The organism is Glaciimonas sp. OK215, assembly GCF_057787885.1.
This window is the reverse complement of sequence record NZ_CM173544.1, coordinates 6,140,867-6,161,076: the sequence shown is the minus strand read 5'-3', so window position 1 is coordinate 6,161,076 and position 20,210 is coordinate 6,140,867. Positions and strand designations below refer to the sequence as shown.

Genomic DNA, 20,210 nt, shown 5'->3' with positions numbered 1-20,210 from the left:
TACAGGCGATTTTTATCTGTCGGAAAACACGCACAAAAGGTGTTTGCATAAAATGTTCGTGGACGCCACAAATTCAAAAGGCGCATGCAAAGTTCAGGGTTTACCGGGCCGGCCGGCAGCCTTTGCTCAGCAGGTATAGAATCGTCGGCTCGGACCGGTGTCGCAGTCTGCACCATGCGCGCCCTGCTTTCGTTTCCGCTTGTTTGCATGATGTTCCGTATTTTGCATAATCCCTGCTGTATTCCTTTCCCCCAATTTTTGAAAGCAATGTCATGTACAAAGACGTATTGTTATTTATTGACGGCGAATGGCTGCCCAGCCAATCCGGACGGTCGTTAGCCGTCATCGATCCTGCTACCGATGAAGAGATCGGTCGTATTCCGCATGCCAATCATGCCGATCTGGATGCCGCGCTCGCCGCCGCCCAGCGTGGCTTTGAGGTGTGGCGCAACACCAGCGCTTTCGAGCGCTCGAAAATCATGCGCAAGGCCGCAGATCTGCTGCGCCAGCGCGCGCCGGAAATCGCCGAATTGATGACCCGCGAACAAGGTAAGCCGCTGGCCGAAGCCAGAATGGAAACGCTGAGTGCCGCCGACATCATCGACTGGTTTGCCGAAGAGAGCCGGCGCGCTTACGGCCGCCTGGTTCCGGCGCGGGTGCCCGGCGCCTATCAAATGGTCATCAAGGAGCCGGTCGGTCCGGTTGCGGCATTTACGCCATGGAATTTCCCGCTGAATCAGGTCGTCCGCAAGTTGTCTGCGGCGCTCGCAGCCGGATGCTCCATCATCGTCAAGGCCCCGGAAGAAACCCCGGCTTCGCCGGCGGAATTAATCCGTGCATTTGCCGACGCAGGGATTCCTCCTGGCGTCGTCAATCTGGTGTATGGCATCCCGGCGGAAATTTCGGCATACCTGATCCCGCATCCGGTGATTCAGAAAATTTCATTTACCGGCTCGACCCCGGTCGGCAAGCAGTTGGCGGCGCTGGCCGGTCAGCACATGAAGCGGGCCACGATGGAATTGGGCGGTCATGGTCCGGCAATTGTTTTCAACGATGCGGATATCGATACCGCGGCGAAAAGTCTGGCGGCGGCAAAATTCCGCAACGCCGGTCAGGTCTGCGTATCGCCGACCCGCTTCCTGGTGCAGAAAGAAGTGTTCGAACGCTTCGTCGACAAGTTCGTCAGCGCAGCCAGCACGCTCAAGGTCGGCAATGGCATGGACGCCGGCACCACGATGGGGCCCCTGGCAAACAGCCGCCGCGTGGTCGCGATGGAAGAATTGATTGCCGATGCGCTCAAGCACGGCGCACAACTGCGCACCGGCGGCAAACGCATCGGCAGCAAGGGCAATTTCTTCGAACCAACCGTGTTGACCAACCTGCCGCTGCAGGCGCGGGCGATGAACGAGGAGCCGTTCGGCCCGCTGGCGCTGATCAACTCGTTCGACACGCTGGATGAAGTGATCGCCGAAGCGAATCGCCTGCCATATGGCCTGGCGGCATATGCGTTCACCGGTTCGCAGAAAACCGCACACGCGATTTCTGCGCGGGTTGCCAGCGGCATGATCTCGATCAACCACATGGGCCTGGGACTGCCGGAAGTACCGTTCGGCGGCATCAAGGATAGCGGCTATGGCTCGGAAGGCGGTTCGGAAGCAATCGAAGCTTATCTGAATACCAAGTTCGTTTCGCAGCTGGATATTTGAATCGATTGATAAGTTAATCGACTCAAGCCATTTCGTCATCATTCCAATCGCAGCGAGGAGCCTTTTTCCATCGAAGAAGGCGTTTCGCTGCGGTCGGATTGACGGCTTGTTACTTCAAGCCTGCATGATGCCGGAAGCACGCCATCGTATGATCGTCGACGATGCCGACCGCTTGCAGGTAGGCATAAATAATCGTCGAACCGACAAACTTGAAACCACGTTTCAGCAGATCTTTTGAGATGCGATCCGACAACGGTGTTTTCGCCGGGCTGGGATTGGCGCCGGACCAGTTGCCCTGCAACGGCTTGCCTTCGACGTAAGCCCACAAAAAAGCATCCAGCCCACCGACCTCATCGCGCAAGCGCAAATAAGCCTGGGCGTTATTGATGGTTGCCGCAATTTTCAGACGATTGCGGATGATGCCGGGATTCGCCATCAGCTCGGCTACCTTGTGCGCATCGTAGCGGGCGATCCTGGCGGCATCCCAGCCATCGAAGGCAACCCGGTAGTTCGCGCGCTTGTTGAGGACGGTTTCCCAACTCAGACCGGCTTGCGCACCTTCCAGATTCAGCATCTCGAACAGCCGTATTTCATCGTGACAAGGCACGCCCCACTCTTCGTCGTGATAGTCGAGGTACAGCGGATTCTTCAGATTGGCCCACGCACAACGCGGTGGGCTATCGATGGGTCCTGGTTGCTTTGAATTCTTGTTCGTCATGGTTGTGAGGATAGCCGGGAATAGCCGTCAATGCTAACGCATGACTGAACGTATTACAGCAATGCCGTATGTGCAGGCATCCAATACGAATGATAATGATTCCCATCTCACATATAATGGCGGACAAATATCGTTCTATTTCCTTGCCAAACATGTTTAAGAAAATCTTGTTTCAACTGCATTGGTTCATCGGCATCACGGCCGGCACCGTGCTCATGGTTGTTGGACTATCAGGTGCAATATTGTCTTTCAGGGACGAGTTGCTGGACCTGCTGAATCCCGGTGTGATGACAACGGCGTCCGCGACCGGTACGCCACTTAGCCCTGATCAACTGATCCGGCACTTGCAAGCATCGCAACCAGGCCGGAGCGTTGCACAGCTGACCGTCTTCGCCGATCCGCAGGTCTCGGCACGCGTCAATTTTGCGCCGCCAGCCGGGGCCAGGCGCGGTGAACTGCGCTACCTGGATCCGCTCACCGGAGACCTGCTGCCGCCATTGCAGGGCAACGATTTCTTCCAGTTCATCGAACGCTTGCATCGCTGGTTACTCGTCTCCTCGGAGCTCGGTAAAGTGCTGACAGGGAGTGCCGCGCTATGCCTGATCGTGCTGGCGCTATCCGGACTCTATTTGCGCTGGCCGCGTCGTCCGCTGGCATGGCGCAACTGGATCACACTCGATTTCTCGCGCACCGGTCGCGCATTTTTGTGGAGCCTGCATTCGGTATTTGGTACCTGGGCGCTGCTCATGTATCTGCTGCTCAGCCTGACCGGCTTGTATTGGACCTTTGACTGGTTCAGGGATGGCGCAAATTGGCTGGCAGGTGAAATGCCACGGGCTCAACAGATGCAGCCGAAGCAGGCGGCCGGCAACAAGAAAGCACCTGCGGATAGCGCGGATCAAACCACTGCACAAGCCCCAAAACCCGACGACACGGCAACTTCCGCGCCGGACCTGGTGCTGACGTGGCAAGTATTTCTGCAGGAAACGGCAAAAACCGCCGGCTACAGCAGCGCGCGCCTGCGCCTGCCCGAGCAGCCTGGCAAGCCGGTGCAAATCACCTATCTTGACGCCAATCCGCCGCACGAACGCGCTCGCAATCAAATGCTGGTGCAGCCGCTGACCGGAAAAATTACCCGGCTCGAACGGTATGCCGACAAGTCTGCCGGCGGCCAACTCTTGGACAGCGTTTACCCGCTGCACATGGGGTCGTATTTCGGTTTGCCCGGCCGCATCATCATGACACTCGCCAGTCTTGGCCTGCCGCTGTTCGGCATTACCGGCTGGCTGCTGTATCTCGACCGGCGACGTAAACAGCGCGCGGTGCAAGCCGAACGTGCCGGGCTTGCTTTCGGCCCCGGCGGTGTGCGCGCGGGCGACACGCTGCTAATCGCCTTCGCCAGCCAGTCCGGCCTGAGCGAAAGCATTGCCTTGCGCAGTGCCGGCACATTGCAAGCCGCTGGCGTGCCGGTTGCAATCCAGCCGTTGACGACGCTGGACCCAGAGCGCTTGCGCCACTTCCATCGGGTGCTGCTGGTCGTCAGTACCTTCGGCGAAGGCGATCCCCCCGATAGCGCGCGCCGCTTTGCGCGGCAGTTGGCGCAACAATCGGGCCCGGCGCTAGCGCATCTGCAGTACGGCATCCTGGCGTTAGGCGACCGCAACTATCCGCAATTCTGCGGTTTCGGCCATACCCTTGATCACTGGTTCCAGAGTCAGGGAGCACAGACATTTTTCCCGATGATAGAAGTCGACAATGGCGACGGCGCTGCGTTGACGCGATGGCAACAGGCCCTTGGCCGATTGACTGGCACGCCAATCACTTTGCATTCAAGCCCCGACTATCCCCATCCGCCCTCCAGCTATCAGCCGTGGCGCCTGAGCAAGCGCCAACTATGCAATCCCGGCAGTCAGGGCGATCCGATTTTTCATCTTGAATTTTCTCCTCCGGATCAAAGTCAGGCGAGCTGGCCGTCAGGCGCACTGGTTGAAGTCGCGCCGCGCCATGCGCCCGAGCGCATCGACTTTTTCCTGCAACGACTGGCGCTGGACGGCGCTAGAATGGTCCGGTATGGCGACCGGCAATTGACGCTGGCGGAGTTGCTGGCAGGTAGCATCCTGCCGCATCCCGGCAAGCGCATATTGCCAACAACGCCGCAACAACTGGCCGATCAATTACAGCCCTTGGGCACCCGCCGCTATTCGATCGCCTCGATTCCGGAAGATGGCCGCGTGCATCTGCTGGTGCGCCAGATCAGCCACGAAGACGGCCTCGGCCTGGCATCCGGCTGGCTTACCGAACATGCGCCACTTGATAGCGAAATCGCAATGCGCCTGCTGCCGAATCCCGGCTTCGAACTGGTCAGTTCCGACGCACCCTGCATCTTCATCGGGAATGGCTCCGGTCTCGCCGGTTTGCGCGGCCATTTGCGGGCGCGGGCGCAGCAGGAGCGGCAAAATAACTGGTTGTTGTTCGGTGAACGCAATCATGCGCACGATTTTCTGTATCGCGATGAAATCGAAAACTGGCTGGCCGACGGCACCCTGTCGGGGGTGGATTTCGCCTTTTCACGCGACCAGCCGGAACGGATCTATGTGCAAGATCGCTTGCGGTCAGCGGCGGATAAATTACGCAAATGGGTGCATCGGGGCGCGGTCATTTATGTCTGCGGCAGCCTGGACGGCATGGCCGCGGGGATAGACCGCACGCTCACCGAGATTCTCGGTCAGGCCGCGCTGGATGACTTGATTGCGGCCGGGCGTTATCGGCGGGATGTGTACTGAGAAATAAGTAACCATCATGTGGTCTGGACAGCAACAGAGATATTTGTGGAGATGCTTGCATTATTCAAACAGTTAAATAATAATTGAATCGTTAAATCGTAATGTAAGGTTGCCATGGAAACGAAGAACATGATTTCCGCGCTCGCCGCGCTCGCGCAAGAGTCCCGCTTGGCGGTGTTCCGCTTGCTGGTGCAAGTCGGCCCGGAAGGCATGGCGGCCAGCAAGATCGGCGAGCAGTTGTCTATCTCGCCCTCTTCAATGTCGTTTCACCTCAAGGAACTGTCTCATGCGCAACTGGTGAGATCTCGCCATGAGGGACGCTTCGTGATCTATTCCGCCAATTTCGACACGATGAATGGCTTGGTCGGCTTCCTTACCGAAAACTGCTGCGGCGGCAATGTGTGTTCGCCGACCGCCGCATGTCGGCATCCGGCAGAAATCCCTGTCTGAGCGCTAGCGTAAATATTGCGTACCCGTACCTCCTCCTTTATCCCGTTTTCTTTCGTGAAGCCTTATGTCCGCCCAATGTGAAGTGACCGGCAAGCGCGCCGCAGCTGCATCCATGAATTTTTTTGAACGCTATCTGACCGTGTGGGTAGCGCTCTGTATTGTTGCCGGCATTTTGCTCGGGCAGGGCTTTCCGAATGCGGTCAAGGCCATCGGCGTACTGGAAATCGCCAAAGTGAATCTGCCGGTCGGGCTGTTGATCTGGGTGATGATCATTCCCATGTTGCTGAAGATCGATTTCGCCGCCTGGAATCAGGTAAGGGGGCATGTGCGCGGTATCGGGGTCACCTTATTCATCAACTGGGCCGTCAAGCCGTTCTCGATGGCATTTCTCGCCTGGCTGTTTATCCGGCACTGGTTCGCACCGTTCCTGCCGGCCGCGCAGCTGGATTCTTACGTGGCCGGATTGATTCTGTTGGCGGCAGCGCCATGCACGGCGATGGTGTTTGTGTGGAGTCGCCTCACCGGCGGCGATCCATACTTCACGCTGTCGCAAGTCGCGCTGAACGACTTGATCATGGTGTTCGCATTTGCACCGCTGGTCGCGCTGCTGCTGGGCGTGTCGAGCATCACGGTGCCGTGGGCCACGCTGCTGACGTCGGTGATACTGTATATCGTCGTTCCCGTAGTCATCGCGCAAGTCTGGCGCCAAGCCTTGCTGCGGCGTGGACAGGCCGGCTTCGACCGGGTGATGGAACGTATTCAGCCGTGGTCGGTCGCGGCGCTGTTACTCACACTGGTCCTGCTGTTCGCATTTCAAGGCAATGCGATCATTGAACAACCGCTGGTCATCGCGTTGCTGGCCATTCCCATCCTGATACAGGTCTTTTTCAATTCCGCGCTGGCCTATTGGCTTAACAAAGTTGTCGGTGAAAAGCACTCTATCGCTTGTCCCTCGGCACTGATCGGCGCCTCCAACTTCTTTGAATTGGCGGTGGCAGCGGCGATCAGCCTGTTTGGATTTAAATCCGGTGCAGCACTCGCCACCGTTGTCGGCGTATTGATCGAAGTGCCCGTCATGCTGCTGATTGTCGGCATCGTGAACCGGACACAAGGTTGGTACGAAAGACGCTGATCCACATTTCTAAGAAAGTCGACCCATGAAAATAACGATTTACCACAATCCCGCCTGCGGCACTTCGCGCAACACGCTGGCCTTGATCCGCAATACGGGTGTCGAACCCGAAGTCATCGAATACCTGCAGCATCCGCCGTCGCCAGCGACGCTCGCCAGGTTGATTGCGGATGCGGGTCTGGCGCTACGCGACGCTATCCGGCAAAAGGGAACGCCGTACGCAGAACTGGGCCTGGACAACCCTGATCTGACGGATGCCGAACTGCTCGATGCCATGCTGGCCCATCCGATCCTGATCAACCGGCCGTTTGTGGTCACGCCGAATGGCACGCGCCTGTGCCGTCCTTCCGAGCTGGTGCTCGATATCCTGCCGCTGCCGCAAAAGGGGCCGTTCACGAAAGAAGATGGCGAAGTCGTCATCAATGCGGAGGGACAACGTGTCACACCATCTGCTTAAATTGCCGAACATAGACGCTGAGCTCTTCCGCAAGCCGGTCGCAGCCGATTTTTCTGATGTCGCACGTTCGACGCATGCACCGCGTTTCCTGCTGCTGTACGGGTCGTTGCGCGAGAAATCGTATAGCCGTTTGCTGACGATGGAAGCCGCTCGCCTGTTGGAGGCCATGGGCGGCGAAGTCAGGATTTTTGATCCGCGCGGCTTGCCGTTGCCGGACGGCGAACCGGACAGCCATCCCAAGGTCGTGGAACTGAGAGAGCTGGCGCAATGGGCCGAAGGCATGGTCTGGTGCTCGCCGGAGCGCCACGGCGCCATGACCGGCATCATGAAGGCCCAGATCGACTGGATTCCGCTGTCGATCGGCGCGGTGCGTCCGACCCAGGGCAAAGCGCTGGCCCTGATGGAAGTCTCCGGCGGCTCGCAGTCGTTCAATGCGCTCAATCAAATGCGCATACTGGGCCGCTGGATGCGGATGATCACCATCCCTAACCAGTCATCAGTTGCCAAGGCATTTCTGGAATTTGACGATGCGGGCCGCATGAAGCCTTCTGCCTACTACGAGCGCGTGGTCGACGTGATGGAAGAGCTTTTCAAATTCACCTTGCTCACCCGCGATGTGTCGTCGTTTCTGGTGGACCGCTACAGCGAGCGCAAAGAAAGCGCGGAAGAGTTAAGCAAGCGCGTGAATCAAAAAGCAATCTGAGCATAGGAACAGGTAAGGGGGCATTTGCACGCATCACCACGACCAGTCTCATCCGAAACGAACTGGCACACCGTCGCTACATACAAGCGCAGGCAGGCATGGAATAATAGGCGCGGCAAAACAGTTCTGCCGTCACCCACCAGACCATGATCAAAAAATCCAGCGCCGCATCCGGCAGCCCCCGTAGCGCCACCATCAGCGATGTTGCACGCGAAGCACAAGTCGGCAAGACCAGTGTCTCGCGTTACCTCAACGGCGAAATGGATGCGCTGTCGGAAGAGTTGCACAAGCGCATCGCACGCGCCATTCACCAGCTCGACTTTCGGCCGAATCAAATGGCGCGCGGGCTCAAGCGCGGCCGCACGCGTCTGGTCGGCATGGTGGTCGCAGACATCACCAATCCGTATTCGGTCGAAGTCATGCGCGGCGTCGAGGCAGCCTGTCAGCAGCACGGCTTCATGCTGATGCTGTGCAATTCGGCCAATGAACTCAAGCTGGAACAGCGCTACCTGGAATTGCTGACCAACTATCGGGTGGAAGGCCTGGTGGTCAACCCGATCGCGCTGCCGGAGGAAGACCTGGAAGCGATCAGCCGTACCGGCGTGCCGCTGGTACTCATCGACCGGCGCGCCAACCGCGTCAAATGCGATATGGTCGGGCTCGACAATGACCAGGCCGCCAGCCTGGCGACGCAACATCTGATGGATCAGGGCTACGGCGCGATTCATTTCATCACCGAACCGATCGGCCTCATCAGCAGCCGCCTGGAACGCCAGCGCGCGATGCGCAAACTGGTGGATGCCAGCGCCGGAAAATGTATCAGCGTGACCTCGGAAGTCGACCTGAGGGAGGCGGCAACGCTGGATACCGCATTGCGCTTGTGCCTGGCCAGCGCCGCTACGCGCCGTACCGCCATTCTGGCCAGCAACGGACGCGTGCTGTTGCGGGTAGCGCTGGCGTTGCGCGAGTTGGGTGCCGAATGGCCAAAAGATCTCGGCCTGCTCGGTTTTGACGATCCGGAATGGGCCGGCCTGGCAGGCGCGGATATCTCCAGCATCCGCCAGCCGACTTTCGATATCGGCCATGCCGCCGTCGAATTCCTGATTCAGCGCATCGACGGCGCCACGCCGGCAGCGCGGGTGCTGAGTTTCCCCGGCGAGTTAAAGGTACGGAGCTCGACGTTGGACGTGGCGTCACAAAAAAAACCTTGACGAAGGGTTTTTTGCGGACTATCTTGGAACCGGTTCCAAACAATTTACGTGCATATTTCTTTATTTCAACTATGAAACATTCGACAATATAGAAATATTCACAGCAGTATATGGAACTCGTTATGGAATCGGTTCCAATCCCCGTGACGGCAACATGAAAAGACTTTCAGGCAGTAAATAATAATAAAAAGAAACCCGCAACATCCGCCGCAGCGCGCCAAATCGGTTCCGCCCGGCAAATCAGGAGACAGTTTTGCAATTACCCAACATTGTTGTCGTAGCTTCGGCCTACGGCGCAGACCACGTCATCAAACATGGCCATGCAGCGATAGTGCCGCTGGCGGCGGCGGCGGGCGCCAACGGTATCGAGATCCGGCGTGAGCTATTCCACGATCCGCTGTGCCATGGCGTCGCTGCCTTGCAGGCATTGGCGGCTACCATCCGCAGCCATCGACTGTATGCCGTGTATTCGGCACCGGCACCGTTATTTCTCGAAGACGGCCGGCTGAATCTGGCCGAACTTGGCGACCTGCTGCTTGAGGCTGCTTCCTTGAACGCTCTCTTTCTCAAACTGCAACTCGGACACTACCCGGGTCATCTCGACGTCCACGCCTTGCGTGCCGCACTGGCTACGACCAAGGTCGCCTTGCTGGTCGAAAACGGACAATTGCAGTCCGGCGGCCGGATCGCCCACTTTGCCGGTTTCTTCGCCCTCTGCAGCGCCGCACGTATTCCAGTCGGCATGACATTCGATATCGGCAACTGGCTATGGACCGGCGAAGATCCGTTGCAAGCTGCGCAACAACTGGCAGCACATGTGCATTACATCCACTGCAAGGGCGTACAGGGCGAGGGCATGCGCCGCTTTGCGGCGGCCCCGGACGCAGGAACGCTCGATTACTGGCGCAGCTGTCTGGCGGTATTCTCGGCAGCCGCGCCGCGCGGGATTGAATATCCTCTGCCCGATGCGGGTATTGGCCCCAGCGCAAGACAGCATGTCGCTCAATTACGTACGTTACGCGCGGCCTGAGTGGCGTGCCGCGAATTTCCATTATTAAAATTAAGTTGGAGAGCAATATGCAAGCACTTGATGTAGTCACCTATGGCGAAGCAATGGCGCTGTTCGTCGCCACCGAACCCGGCGATCTGGGCGACGTCACTTCCTTCGTCAAACGCGCCGCCGGTGCGGAACTCAATGTCGCCATCGGCCTGGCGCGCTTAGGTTTTAAAGTCGGCTGGGCCAGCCGGGTCGGTGCCGATTCCTTCGGCCGCTTTGTGCTGAAAACGCTGGCCGACGAAAACATCGATACCGGCGCGGTGACCGTCGATGCACGCCATCGCACCGGCTTTCAACTGAAGTCGCGCAGCGACGACGGCAGCGATCCCCAAATCGAATATTTTCGCCAGGGCTCGGCCGCCAGCCATCTGTCGCTGGCCGACTACAACGCCGAATATTTCGGCGCGGCACGTCATCTGCATTTGTCCGGCGTAGCGCCGGCGATCTCCGACACATCGTTCGAACTGGCCGTGTATATCGCGCAACAAATGCACGCGGCAGGCAAGAGCATCAGCTTCGATCCCAACTTGCGGCCGACGCTGTGGGCCTCACGTGCGCTCATGATAGAGCGCTTGAATACCCTGGCCTCGTACGCCGACTGGGTACTGCCGGGACTGGAAGAAGGGCGCATTCTGACGGGACTGAATACGCCGCGCGAGATTGCCGGCTTCTATCTGGCGCTGGGTGCCAAAGGGGTGATCATCAAGCTGGGCAAGGAAGGCGCTTATGTGCGTACGGCAGAACATGAAAGCACCATATCCGCAGAGCCGGTCGCCAAGGTGGTGGACACGGTAGGGGCGGGCGATGGCTTTGCGGTCGGAGTAGTCAGCGCCTTGCTCGAAGGACGCGACATTGCGTTTGCGGTAGCGCGCGGCAACCGCATCGGCGGCATGGCCATTCAAGTGATTGGCGATAGTGAAGGATTGCCGACCCGGGCCAAGCTGGAGCAGGAAGAATTATTGGTTGCCTGATGCAGCAGGCAACGCAGTAAAAATCGGAACATTCGCGTTTATACATAACCGAACACAACCAAGAGAAAATCATGGAGACAAAAAAATTAGCAGCACGGCGTTGGTGGTACATCATGCCGATCATATTCATCACCTACAGCCTGGCGTATCTGGATCGCGCCAATTACGGCTTTGCCGCCGCTGCGGGTATCAATAACGACCTTGGCATCACGCATGGCACCTCATCGCTGATCGGTGCGTTGTTCTTTCTCGGCTATTTTTTCTTTCAGATTCCGGGCGCGATGTATGCCCAGCGCGGCAGCGTCAAGAAAATGATTTTCTGGAGCCTGGTGCTGTGGGGCGCTTGCGCCGCACTGACCGGGATGGTCAGCAACATTCCGATGCTGATGGCGATCCGCTTCACGCTCGGCGTGGTCGAAGCGGCGGTCATGCCGGCGATGCTGATCTACATTTGCAACTGGTTCACCAAAACCGAACGTTCACGTGCGAATACCTTTCTGATCCTCGGCAATCCGGTCACGGTGCTGTGGATGTCGATCCTGTCGGGTTATCTGGTGAACAGTTTCGGCTGGCGTCACATGATGATCGCCGAGGGTGTTCCGGCGATTGTCTGGGCCGTGATCTGGTGGTTTGTGGTGCAGGATAAACCGGCCGAATCGACCTGGCTATCGCCCCAGGAAAAAGCCGACATCAAGGCAGCGCTCGAGCGCGAACAGGCCGCGATGAAGCCGGTACGGAATTACGCCGAGGCATTCAAGTCGCCGGCAGTGATGAAGCTGTGCGCCCAGTATTTCTGCTGGAGTATCGGCGTGTACGGCTTCGTACTGTGGCTGCCATCCATCCTGAAAAACGCTTCGGCCATCAGCATGGTCGAAACCGGCTGGCTATCGGCAGTCCCCTATCTGGCCGCCATCATCGCCATGTTGCTGTCGTCATGGGCCTCGGACAAACTGCAGAATCGCAAGCTGTTCGTCTGGCCTGCGCTACTCATCGCAGCGGTCGCTTTCCTGGGCTCGTTCCTGATCGGCACCGGTCATTTCTGGTGGTCGTATACCTTGCTGGTGATCGCCGGCGCCGCCATGTACGCTCCGTACGGACCATTCTTTGCAATCGTGCCGGAGTTGCTGCCGAAGAACGTCGCCGGTGGCGCGATGGCGCTGATCAACAGCATGGGCGCGCTCGGCTCTTTCCTGGGATCGTATGTAGTGGGCTATCTGAATGGCGCAACCGGCAGCCCGATGGCATCGTATTTGTTCATGGCCGGCGGTTTGCTGATGTCGGTGCTGCTGACGCTGTGGGTGAAGCCGCCGGTGCCGGACACCGCGCCGGTACGTTTGCAAGCGGCGGCACGCTAAACACACAGGAGACTTCAGCTATGCAACCCAACATCGTGCTCTACAAAAAAGTCTCGGAAGATGTGCTGGCCATGCTGCAGGCACGCTTCCAGGTGCTGCAATTCGACGGCGTGAATGACGCCAATCGCGCCGCCTTCATCGCCGCGCTGGCGACGGCCGAAGGCATGATAGGCGCCAGCGTAAAAATCGACGGCGCGATCCTCGACGCGGCACCGCAACTCAAAGCGATTGCCACCATCTCGGTCGGCATCGATCAGTTCGATGCGAGCGATCTGACCCGGCGCGGCATCGTTCTGCTGAACACGCCCGACGTCCTCACCGAAACCACTGCCGACACCGGCTTCGCGCTGATTCTGGCGACGGCGCGACGGGTGGTCGAAATGGCGGATTACGTCCGCGCCGGTAAATGGACACACAGCATAGGCACAGATTGTTTTGGCACCGATGTGCACGGGAAAACGCTAGGCATCATCGGCATGGGCCGCATCGGAGGCGCGGTAGCACGGCGGGCGGCGCTGGGTTTTGGCATGCGCGTGCTGTACGCCAACCGCTCACCCAACCCGGCCGCTGAAAAAACCTGCGGCGCGCAGTTCGCCACCCTCGGCGATTTGCTGAAGAGCTCCGATTTCGTTTGCGTCACAGTCCCGTTGACCCCGCAAACGCTAGGCATGATCGGCAGCCGCGAACTGGCGCTGATGCCATCCCACGCGATCCTGATCAATATTTCACGCGGCAGCATTATCGATGAAACGGCCTTGATTGCCGCGCTCGAAAACGGCCGGCTACGCGGCGCCGGACTGGATGTATTCGAGCGTGAACCGTTAGCGCCGGACTCGCCGCTATTACGCATGAAAAACGTCGTCGCGCTCCCGCACATCGGGTCAGCCACACACGAGACCCGCCACGGCATGGCAATCTGCGCGGCGCAGAACCTGATTGATACGCTGGATGGGAAGCACTCTGTGAATGCCATCAATCCAAAGCTGTAATAGAAACGCACTACGGCTTGAAAACGTTATGCCGCCTCTGGCTGCCCGCGCAGCACGCGACCAAGAAATGCCCGCGTGCGTGCATGCTGAGGAGCGTCGAAGAACTGCGCGGGCGCTGCCTCTTCAACGATCTTCCCGCCATCGATAAAGATCACCCGATCAGCGACCTCGCGGGCGAAACCCATCTCATGCGTCACGCACAGCATCGTCATGCCATCGTGCGCCAGGCCCACCATCGTCTCAAGCACTTCCTGCACAACCTCCGGGTCCAGCGCAGAGGTCGGTTCATCGAATAGCATGACAGACGGCTGCATGCACAACGCCCGAGCGATCGCGACGCGTTGCTGCTGCCCTCCCGATAGCTGCGCGGGATACTTCCCGGCTTGATCGCGCACCCGGACTTTTTCCAGATAGTGCAAAGCCCTGTCACGTGCTTCAGCCTTTTTCACGCCCCGTACTTTGACGGGCGCCAGCATACAGTTTTCGGCGACAGATAAATGCGGAAACAGATTGAAACTTTGAAAGACCATTCCCACCTCGCGCCGAATGTCTTTGAGATGCTCAAGCCGCTCGCCGCTATGCAAGTCCGTGACCCGAATCGTTCCGGACTGAAACGGCTCAAGTCCATTGATACATCGTATCAACGTTGACTTGCCTGAACCCGAAGGGCCGCAGATAACGATGCGCTCTCCCCGCTTCACGCGCAGGTCAATCCCTTTCAAGACCGCATGCGTGCCATAACTCTGTTCGAGCGCGTCGATACGAAGAATTTCATTACAAGACATCAATACATCCTCCATGACCATACCTTGAATATCAACAACGGTTTATGCAACCCCGAGAATGCGTCTCGCACGGCTGAATCTGCCCGCAATCGGGCGTTGACCCTGCTTCCTCCGCAGACGTTCGGACATTTCAGATCCAAGCGAGCAAATGATGAGATACACAAACGCGACGGTCGAATAGAACTCCACCAGTTTCGAATCCCGCTGTGCAATCTTCGCCGCCGCGCCAAGGAAGTCTGTCAGGGAAAGGACGTAAACAAGTGACGTGTCCTGAAACAAAATGATTATCTGCGACACGATGATGGGCGCGGTGGCCCTGAGAACCTGGGGCACAACCACGCTGCGATACATCGTCCAGTTCGACAGTCCAAGCGCCCGCGCGCCTTCGTATTGCCCTTTATCGATAGATTTCAGGCCGGCACGCACAATTTCCGCAAAGTAAGCAGATTCAAAAAGCGTGAACGTAATAAACGCCGTGAATTTTGGACCGAGCGGCACCGAGTGGCCGGTTGGCGTCAAATGGCCAAGCAGCAGCGGGACGAGGAAGAAAAACCAGAACAAAACCATGATTAATGGAATAGATCGCATCAGCGTGACGTACACGCGCACGGCCTCGCCTGCAACCGGCACGCCCATGTGCCGAATCACCGCCATGAACGTACCGATCAGGATGCCACCGCTCAAGGCAACGACGGTCAGTTCGACAGTGAACAACAGACCCTGAAGTAGATACGGAGTTGCTTGCGCTACCGCGCTGAAATCGAAAGCCATGGTGTCACCTACTTGGAAGACTTGCTATTAGTGCGCAATCCGGGCACGCGGGACATGCGCTCGATCAGATAGGCAATCTGGTGCATCACGAGCGCGATAAGCAGGTAAAGCACTGTTGCGCTCCCAAATGCTGCAACCGTTTTGAATGTGTACTCGTTCATTTGCTGAGCCTGAGCGGTTATCTCAAGCAAGCCGATAGTCAGTGCAACCGATGTGTTCTTGAGTAGCGCCAGCGCTTCAGTTGTCAGCGTCGGAATGGTGATGCGCAATGCCTGCGGCAACAAGATCAGCAGGTAGGTCTGAAGGGGCGACATGCCGAGCGCGTGGGCTGCCTTGCGCTGACCTTCCGGCAAGGCGTTGATGCCGGCACGGACTTGCTCCGCGATACGCGATGCCGTGTACAGACTCAGCGCGGCGATTGCGGGGTAAAAACTGGCCCACGGTGGAGCGACCTGTTTGATCGCATCTCCCCAAGCCTGGGGGACAACTTCCGGCAGCACGAAGTACCAGAGGAAAGCCTGCACCAAAAGCGGAACATTGCGAAATATCTGGACATACAGTCGGGCGGCAAAGCGGAGCGGAAGACTATGCGCGGTGCGTGCCGCGCCGACGGCAATGCCAATCGCGAATGCCAGCACGCCCGAGACAGACCACAGGAACAGCGTCCAGTACAGGCCGGACATCAACCAGCTAAGGTAGGTGCTGCCGTCTACCGTGCGCTCAAAGAGAACTTGCATTGCATACCCCTTTACTGAGAAGACGCCTCGAGCGGGCGCCGTTCATGTTGAAGACGCGAGCGTGCTGCTCAGGGCGCAAGAACGTCGCCCGGCGCTGCCACCCGTTCCTTGAGGGCCGTACTCATCGGCAGCGCGAGATTTTGGTCGTGCGGCGGAATCGGGTGGGTAAACCACTTGTCGTAGATCTTCGAGAACTGGCCGGACGCCATTTGCGCTTTTAGAACGCCATCGACCAAGGCCTTGAATTCCAGATCCTCTCTCGGAATCATCAAACCGTAGTAGTAAAGATGGCCGTTTGTGCTCGGCAGATAGCGAAAGGCTTTGGGGTCGGGGGACCCGGCTACCAAACCGGCTTCCAGAATGTTGTCTTCAAACCAGGCTGAAGCGCGCCCGGTACGCAGCATGAGAATGGATTCGGCATGATCTTTGGTTTGAAGAATCGTCACACCGAGCTTGTTTTCAATATTGATCTGCACACCTAAACCGAGGTTGAGCGAACCCTGCGTGATCACGACCGTCTTGCCTTTCAGGCCCTTTTCTTCGGTGATTCCGGAGGATGCCATGGTCAGCCAGGTTGGCTGGCCGACAAATGTAGGGATCGAAAACCCGACCTGCTTCTGGCGCTCCAGCGTGTTCGTCGTGCTGCCGCACTCGATGTCGATCGTCCCGTTTTGCAGGAGAATGATTCGGTTCGCTGCATTCACCGCCAGATAGGCCACATTCAGCTTGGGCAGCTTGAGCTCGGATTTGACCTTTTCCGCGATCGCCGCACACAGGTCGAGCGACAAACCGACCGGCTTCTGACCCGCTCCCAGAAAGGAGAACGGGATCGACGATTCGCGGTACCCCAACGTCAGCGTGCCAGCGGAACGGATTTTTTCGAGAGTCCGACTTTCTGCTTGCGCCGTGGTGGCAATACCAACCAAGCCGGTAGCGGCCGCGATCAACAACATCAGACATCGTGCAGCAGTATGCTTCATGATCTTCTCCTCTAATTGATTCCGTTCCAAGCCTTCAGGCAGCCTTGGCAAGCGCCGTTTCATCGAGACTTTCGCGCAACGCCTTCTCGAGAATCTCGACTGCGCGATCGATCTCGTCGGTCGACACGGTCAGCGGAGGAGCGATGCGCCAGACTGAGCCGCGTTCAGGCCGGCGGCGAATATTCATGCTCAGGCCGTTCTCGAAACATTTCCTGGTCGTCAACGCGCCGAGTTCGTGCGCCGGGTTGCGTGATTTACGGTCGGTAACCAGTTCAACACCGAGCAGAAGACCGGCACCGCGTATGTCGCCAATGACTTCATAGCGTTGCTGCAATTCCTCAAACCGGCTGCGCAGATAGGCACCCATTTCATTCGCGCGGGCAACCAGATGCTCTTCGGTGATCACCTTCAGCACCGCAAGGCCCACTTCCGCCGTCAGCGGGTCAGAGACGTGGCTGGTATAGAAGGTGAAATGCTTCTCGTGAAGGGCTTCCTCGATCTTCGCCGTGGTCGAGACAGCGGCCAGCGGCAGGCCGCCACCGAGCGTCTTTGACATCGTCATGATGTCGGGTACCACGCCGAAGAATTCAGAACCGGTCTTTGTCCCTATTCGACCGAAAGCCGTTTGGGCTTCGTCAAAAATAAGCAGCATTCCACGGTCATCCGCAGCCTTGCGCAGCGCCTGCATGAACGATTTCGGTGGCACCAGCACACCACCGGCGCTAATGATAGGTTCGATAATAATCGCAGCACCGCGGCCGGCCGACTGCATGTCGAACATCTTGAGGGCAAGGTTCAGGTTTGCCAGCGCCGACTCTTCCGGCGTCGCACATTCGATGTAGGGGCGGTAGGCATTCGGCTCGGGAATCAAGAAGACGCCCGGCGCCGGCACGCCGTAGCCCTTGCGGTCACTTGCGAAGGAGACGGTGCTGGCGCCTCCGGTGATGCCGTGCCACGACCCGCCCAGGGCCAGAACCTCGTAGCCATCCGTGTACATCTTGGCCATACGGAGCGCGACTTCCGTGGCCTCGGAGCCGGTATTGATGAATATCGTCTTCTTGATGTCGCCGGGCAGCCAGTCACGTGCAAGCGTCTGGGCCAGTTCGGCGACGACCTCGGGGATCATGCCGCTGAACATGTGGAATGCCTTCTCGCCGGCCCGATGGACGGCTTCGACGATCGCGGGATGGTTGTGCCCGATCGTGGCGCACATCTGACCCGAAGTGAAGTCCAGGTATTCGCGACCGTTGCTATCCTTGACGATGGTCCCCTTGGCCGACGTGAACAGGTTCGGGAAGGCGTCACCGCCATACCTGACCAGAAAATCCTTGGATGCTTGCAGAAGTCCTTCTTTCATCGTTTTCTCCGTTGACTGTCGATGAGAGCTATCATAATTACGCGGTCAGATCAGCGCCAACGCAAATAACTAAGCACCCCATCAAATGAATTCACCTAGTCGCACCGATAAATCCAGACTGCCGCCGCTGAAGGCTCTCCTTGCCTTTGAGGCCGCATCGCGTCTGGGCAGCTTTGCACACGGTGCAGAAGAACTCGCGGTGACGCCGTCGGCGGTCAGCCACCAGATTCAGCAACTCGAGGAGTTTCTGGGCGTGCAATTGTTTCAGCGTCATGCCGGGCGGGCGATCCTGACGGGTGCGGGACGTACTTATGCAAAAGAGATCGAGCGTGCGTTCGGTGTTATCGCGGATGCCACCGGTCTCGTCGCCCCTCAGTCGCAACGGGGCCATCTCGTGATAGCGTCCGGACCGAGTTTTGCTGCCAAGTGGCTGCAGCCGCGGCTTCCTGAATTTCTGCGCGCCAACCCGGACGTCAGGATCCGGCTATCGACACTGTCCGATCACGATGATCTGGATGCGAATCGATTTGACATCGCCATCGCCTATGGCCGTCCGCCCGCGACAAAACTGCATGTCGAGCCGTTGCTGGTGGAGCACCTGCGCCCTTTGTGCAGCCCCGTCCTGGCCGCCGCGCTCGCCCTTCGGACGCCGCAAGACCTGTTGCGTGCGACCTTGATCCATTCATCGAATGGGCTTACCTGGTCCGAATATTTGCGACGCGTCGGCATGCCGGAGCTCCGACCGAGTAACGAACTGTGGCTCGATCGATCCACAATGGCCATCGAGGCTGCGGTCGATGGTCTTGGCGTGGTACTTGAAAGCGAGATCCTGGCAGCCGATGAGCTGCGCGACGGGCGACTCGTTGCCCCTTTCGACAATCCTGACTTCAGCGTCGAGGCGACGTCCTATTTTCTGGTGAGATCAACCGGATTCAGAAACGGTCCACAGATCGCGACGTTTGAGAAATGGTTGCGGGCGGCGATTGATGCGGCCAATCTGACGATAAAAACTGTCTGAAGCCAGCATCACTATGCCGAAATCGTCATCTTTCCCGCCTCATCCAGTCAAGACGGCAGCCGCGGCATCTTCTATGCTGAATCCATGCAAAAAATCTCCATCATCGACTCCCATACCGGCGGCGAACCGACACGTCTGATTCTCTCCGGTGGCCCGGAGTTGGGCAGCGGTCCGCTCTCCGAACGCCTGAAAACATTCCAGAGCGCGCATGACCATATCCGCTCAGCCACCGTCTGCGAACCGCGCGGCTCCGACGTTATCGTCGGTGCGCTGTACTGCGAAGCACACGATCCATCCTGCAAAGCCGGCGTGATTTTCTTCAACAATGTCGGCTATCTGGGCATGTGCGGTCACGGCATGATGGGCTTCATCGCCTCGCTGGCTTACCTTGGTCGCATCGAGGCCGGCGCGCACCGGATCGAAACGCCGGTCGGCATCGTCGACACCGAACTGCACACCGACGGCAGCGTCACCGTGCATAACGTCGCCGCCTATCGCACCCGTACCAAGGTCACGGTTGAGATTGAAGGACATGGGCCGGTGACCGGTGATGTCGCCTGGGGCGGCAACTGGTTTTTCCTGGTATCCGATCACGGCCTGGACTTGCAAGCGGCCAACATCGACGCACTGACCGAGTTTGCATGGCGCGTAAGACAAGGACTGGCGCGCGCCGGCATCACCGGTGCCAACGCTGCGGTCATCGATCATGTCGAACTATTTGCGCCGTCGGCGACTGCCAATATCGACAGCCGCAACTTCGTGTTATGTCCCGGCAAGGCCTACGACCGCTCGCCGTGCGGTACCGGCACCAGCGCCAAGCTTGCTTGTCTGGCGGCCGATAACAAGCTGGCTGAAGGCGACATCTGGCGTCAGGAAAGCATCATCGGCAGCGTCTTCGAAGCATCCTATCGCCGCCACGGCGCGCAAATCCTGCCGAGCATCCGCGGTCACGCCTACGTCAATGCGGAAGCCATGCTGATACTCGATGACAGCGATCCCTTCGTTTGGGGAATACGCTAAACCGATGGAT

At 58.3% G+C, this 20,210-nt stretch carries 19 protein-coding genes; 13 read left to right on the top strand and 6 right to left on the bottom strand.

The features are described from left to right. Nucleotides 1–272 precede the first annotated feature (272 nt). Nucleotides 273–1,706: an NAD-dependent succinate-semialdehyde dehydrogenase gene (locus AC3CHX_RS28485; protein WP_488631291.1), complete on the top strand. Its 1,434-nt coding sequence runs from the start codon at nucleotides 273–275 to the stop codon at nucleotides 1,704–1,706. A 109-nt stretch (nucleotides 1,707–1,815) separates the two neighbouring features. Here the strand turns inward: AC3CHX_RS28485 and AC3CHX_RS28480 are convergent, their stop codons facing one another. After that, nucleotides 1,816–2,424, bottom strand: a complete 609-nt coding sequence (locus AC3CHX_RS28480) for a DNA-3-methyladenine glycosylase I (protein WP_488631290.1) — start codon at nucleotides 2,422–2,424, stop codon at nucleotides 1,816–1,818. A gap of 152 nt (nucleotides 2,425–2,576) precedes the next feature. On the opposite strand from AC3CHX_RS28480, the gene AC3CHX_RS28475 reads away from it, so the two are divergent. The 10 genes from AC3CHX_RS28475 (at nucleotide 2,577) to AC3CHX_RS28430 (ending at nucleotide 13,532) form a co-directional block, all read left to right on the top strand. Next, nucleotides 2,577–5,207 carry a PepSY domain-containing protein gene (locus tag AC3CHX_RS28475; protein WP_488631289.1) on the top strand — a complete coding sequence of 877 codons (2,631 nt, stop codon included), beginning with the start codon at nucleotides 2,577–2,579 and terminating at the stop codon, nucleotides 5,205–5,207. A 114-nt stretch (nucleotides 5,208–5,321) separates the two neighbouring features. After that, complete coding sequence (locus tag AC3CHX_RS28470) at nucleotides 5,322–5,657, top strand: ArsR/SmtB family transcription factor (RefSeq protein ID WP_488631288.1); 336 nt, start codon at nucleotides 5,322–5,324, stop codon at nucleotides 5,655–5,657. Between the two features lie 64 nt (nucleotides 5,658–5,721). Continuing rightward, nucleotides 5,722–6,789, top strand: coding sequence for an ACR3 family arsenite efflux transporter (gene arsB, locus AC3CHX_RS28465; protein WP_488631287.1), 1,068 nt, complete (start codon nucleotides 5,722–5,724; stop codon nucleotides 6,787–6,789). A 25-nt stretch (nucleotides 6,790–6,814) separates the two neighbouring features. Beyond that, nucleotides 6,815–7,246 (top strand): arsenate reductase (glutaredoxin), encoded by a 432-nt coding sequence (gene arsC / locus AC3CHX_RS28460; protein ID WP_488631286.1) that lies wholly within the window; start codon nucleotides 6,815–6,817, stop codon nucleotides 7,244–7,246. After that, complete coding sequence (gene arsH, locus AC3CHX_RS28455; RefSeq protein ID WP_488631285.1) at nucleotides 7,212–7,949, top strand: arsenical resistance protein ArsH; 738 nt, start codon at nucleotides 7,212–7,214, stop codon at nucleotides 7,947–7,949. The genes arsC and arsH overlap by 35 nt, the downstream gene beginning before the upstream one ends. Before the next feature lie 146 nt (nucleotides 7,950–8,095). After that, entirely contained in the window at nucleotides 8,096–9,160 is a 1,065-nt protein-coding gene (locus AC3CHX_RS28450) for a LacI family DNA-binding transcriptional regulator (RefSeq protein WP_488631284.1), read from the top strand. A 253-nt stretch (nucleotides 9,161–9,413) separates the two neighbouring features. After that, nucleotides 9,414–10,190, top strand: coding sequence for a sugar phosphate isomerase/epimerase family protein (locus AC3CHX_RS28445; RefSeq protein WP_488631283.1), 777 nt, complete (start codon nucleotides 9,414–9,416; stop codon nucleotides 10,188–10,190). A gap of 47 nt (nucleotides 10,191–10,237) precedes the next feature. Then, entirely contained in the window at nucleotides 10,238–11,188 is a 951-nt protein-coding gene (locus tag AC3CHX_RS28440) for a sugar kinase (RefSeq protein WP_488631282.1), read from the top strand. Between the two features lie 71 nt (nucleotides 11,189–11,259). Beyond that, nucleotides 11,260–12,543, top strand: coding sequence for an MFS transporter (locus AC3CHX_RS28435; RefSeq protein ID WP_488631281.1), 1,284 nt, complete (start codon nucleotides 11,260–11,262; stop codon nucleotides 12,541–12,543). 20 nt (nucleotides 12,544–12,563) lie between these two features. After that, entirely contained in the window at nucleotides 12,564–13,532 is a 969-nt protein-coding gene (locus tag AC3CHX_RS28430; RefSeq protein ID WP_488631280.1) for a 2-hydroxyacid dehydrogenase, read from the top strand. A 26-nt stretch (nucleotides 13,533–13,558) separates the two neighbouring features. Here the strand turns inward: AC3CHX_RS28430 and AC3CHX_RS28425 are convergent, their stop codons facing one another. From AC3CHX_RS28425 to AC3CHX_RS28405, 5 genes are all read right to left on the bottom strand, one after another. Beyond that, nucleotides 13,559–14,317, bottom strand: a complete 759-nt coding sequence (locus AC3CHX_RS28425; protein ID WP_488631279.1) for an amino acid ABC transporter ATP-binding protein — start codon at nucleotides 14,315–14,317, stop codon at nucleotides 13,559–13,561. A 42-nt stretch (nucleotides 14,318–14,359) separates the two neighbouring features. Beyond that, complete coding sequence (locus AC3CHX_RS28420; protein WP_488631278.1) at nucleotides 14,360–15,088, bottom strand: amino acid ABC transporter permease; 729 nt, start codon at nucleotides 15,086–15,088, stop codon at nucleotides 14,360–14,362. 8 nt (nucleotides 15,089–15,096) lie between these two features. Beyond that, nucleotides 15,097–15,825 (bottom strand): amino acid ABC transporter permease, encoded by a 729-nt coding sequence (locus AC3CHX_RS28415; RefSeq protein WP_488631277.1) that lies wholly within the window; start codon nucleotides 15,823–15,825, stop codon nucleotides 15,097–15,099. Between the two features lie 68 nt (nucleotides 15,826–15,893). Beyond that, nucleotides 15,894–16,805 carry an amino acid ABC transporter substrate-binding protein gene (locus AC3CHX_RS28410; RefSeq protein WP_488631276.1) on the bottom strand — a complete coding sequence of 304 codons (912 nt, stop codon included), beginning with the start codon at nucleotides 16,803–16,805 and terminating at the stop codon, nucleotides 15,894–15,896. A gap of 34 nt (nucleotides 16,806–16,839) precedes the next feature. Further along, nucleotides 16,840–18,162, bottom strand: a complete 1,323-nt coding sequence (locus AC3CHX_RS28405) for an aspartate aminotransferase family protein (protein WP_488631275.1) — start codon at nucleotides 18,160–18,162, stop codon at nucleotides 16,840–16,842. 85 nt (nucleotides 18,163–18,247) lie between these two features. On the opposite strand from AC3CHX_RS28405, the gene gcvA reads away from it, so the two are divergent. Further along, a complete protein-coding gene (gene gcvA, locus AC3CHX_RS28400; protein WP_488631274.1) occupies nucleotides 18,248–19,180 on the top strand; it encodes a transcriptional regulator GcvA in 933 nt (310 codons plus the stop codon). 84 nt (nucleotides 19,181–19,264) lie between these two features. Further along, entirely contained in the window at nucleotides 19,265–20,200 is a 936-nt protein-coding gene (locus AC3CHX_RS28395) for a 4-hydroxyproline epimerase (protein WP_488631273.1), read from the top strand. The last annotated feature ends 10 nt before the right edge of the window (nucleotides 20,201–20,210 follow it).

Bases quoted from the DNA above. Each gene is read 5' to 3' on its own strand.
- AC3CHX_RS28485 (WP_488631291.1), top strand. From the start codon at position 273: ATGTACAAAGACGTATTGTTATTTATTGACGGCGAATGGCTGCCCAGC.
- AC3CHX_RS28480 (WP_488631290.1), bottom strand. From the start codon at position 2,424: ATGACGAACAAGAATTCAAAGCAACCAGGACCCATCGATAGCCCACCG.
- AC3CHX_RS28475 (WP_488631289.1), top strand. From the start codon at position 2,577: ATGTTTAAGAAAATCTTGTTTCAACTGCATTGGTTCATCGGCATCACG.
- AC3CHX_RS28470 (WP_488631288.1), top strand. From the start codon at position 5,322: ATGGAAACGAAGAACATGATTTCCGCGCTCGCCGCGCTCGCGCAAGAG.
- arsB (WP_488631287.1), top strand. From the start codon at position 5,722: ATGTCCGCCCAATGTGAAGTGACCGGCAAGCGCGCCGCAGCTGCATCC.
- arsC (WP_488631286.1), top strand. From the start codon at position 6,815: ATGAAAATAACGATTTACCACAATCCCGCCTGCGGCACTTCGCGCAAC.
- arsH (WP_488631285.1), top strand. From the start codon at position 7,212: ATGCGGAGGGACAACGTGTCACACCATCTGCTTAAATTGCCGAACATA.
- AC3CHX_RS28450 (WP_488631284.1), top strand. From the start codon at position 8,096: ATGATCAAAAAATCCAGCGCCGCATCCGGCAGCCCCCGTAGCGCCACC.
- AC3CHX_RS28440 (WP_488631282.1), top strand. From the start codon at position 10,238: ATGCAAGCACTTGATGTAGTCACCTATGGCGAAGCAATGGCGCTGTTC.
- AC3CHX_RS28435 (WP_488631281.1), top strand. From the start codon at position 11,260: ATGGAGACAAAAAAATTAGCAGCACGGCGTTGGTGGTACATCATGCCG.
- AC3CHX_RS28430 (WP_488631280.1), top strand. From the start codon at position 12,564: ATGCAACCCAACATCGTGCTCTACAAAAAAGTCTCGGAAGATGTGCTG.
- AC3CHX_RS28425 (WP_488631279.1), bottom strand. From the start codon at position 14,317: ATGTCTTGTAATGAAATTCTTCGTATCGACGCGCTCGAACAGAGTTAT.
- AC3CHX_RS28420 (WP_488631278.1), bottom strand. From the start codon at position 15,088: ATGGCTTTCGATTTCAGCGCGGTAGCGCAAGCAACTCCGTATCTACTT.
- AC3CHX_RS28415 (WP_488631277.1), bottom strand. From the start codon at position 15,825: ATGCAAGTTCTCTTTGAGCGCACGGTAGACGGCAGCACCTACCTTAGC.
- AC3CHX_RS28410 (WP_488631276.1), bottom strand. From the start codon at position 16,805: ATGAAGCATACTGCTGCACGATGTCTGATGTTGTTGATCGCGGCCGCT.
- AC3CHX_RS28405 (WP_488631275.1), bottom strand. From the start codon at position 18,162: ATGAAAGAAGGACTTCTGCAAGCATCCAAGGATTTTCTGGTCAGGTAT.
- gcvA (WP_488631274.1), top strand. From the start codon at position 18,248: ATGAATTCACCTAGTCGCACCGATAAATCCAGACTGCCGCCGCTGAAG.
- AC3CHX_RS28395 (WP_488631273.1), top strand. From the start codon at position 19,265: ATGCAAAAAATCTCCATCATCGACTCCCATACCGGCGGCGAACCGACA.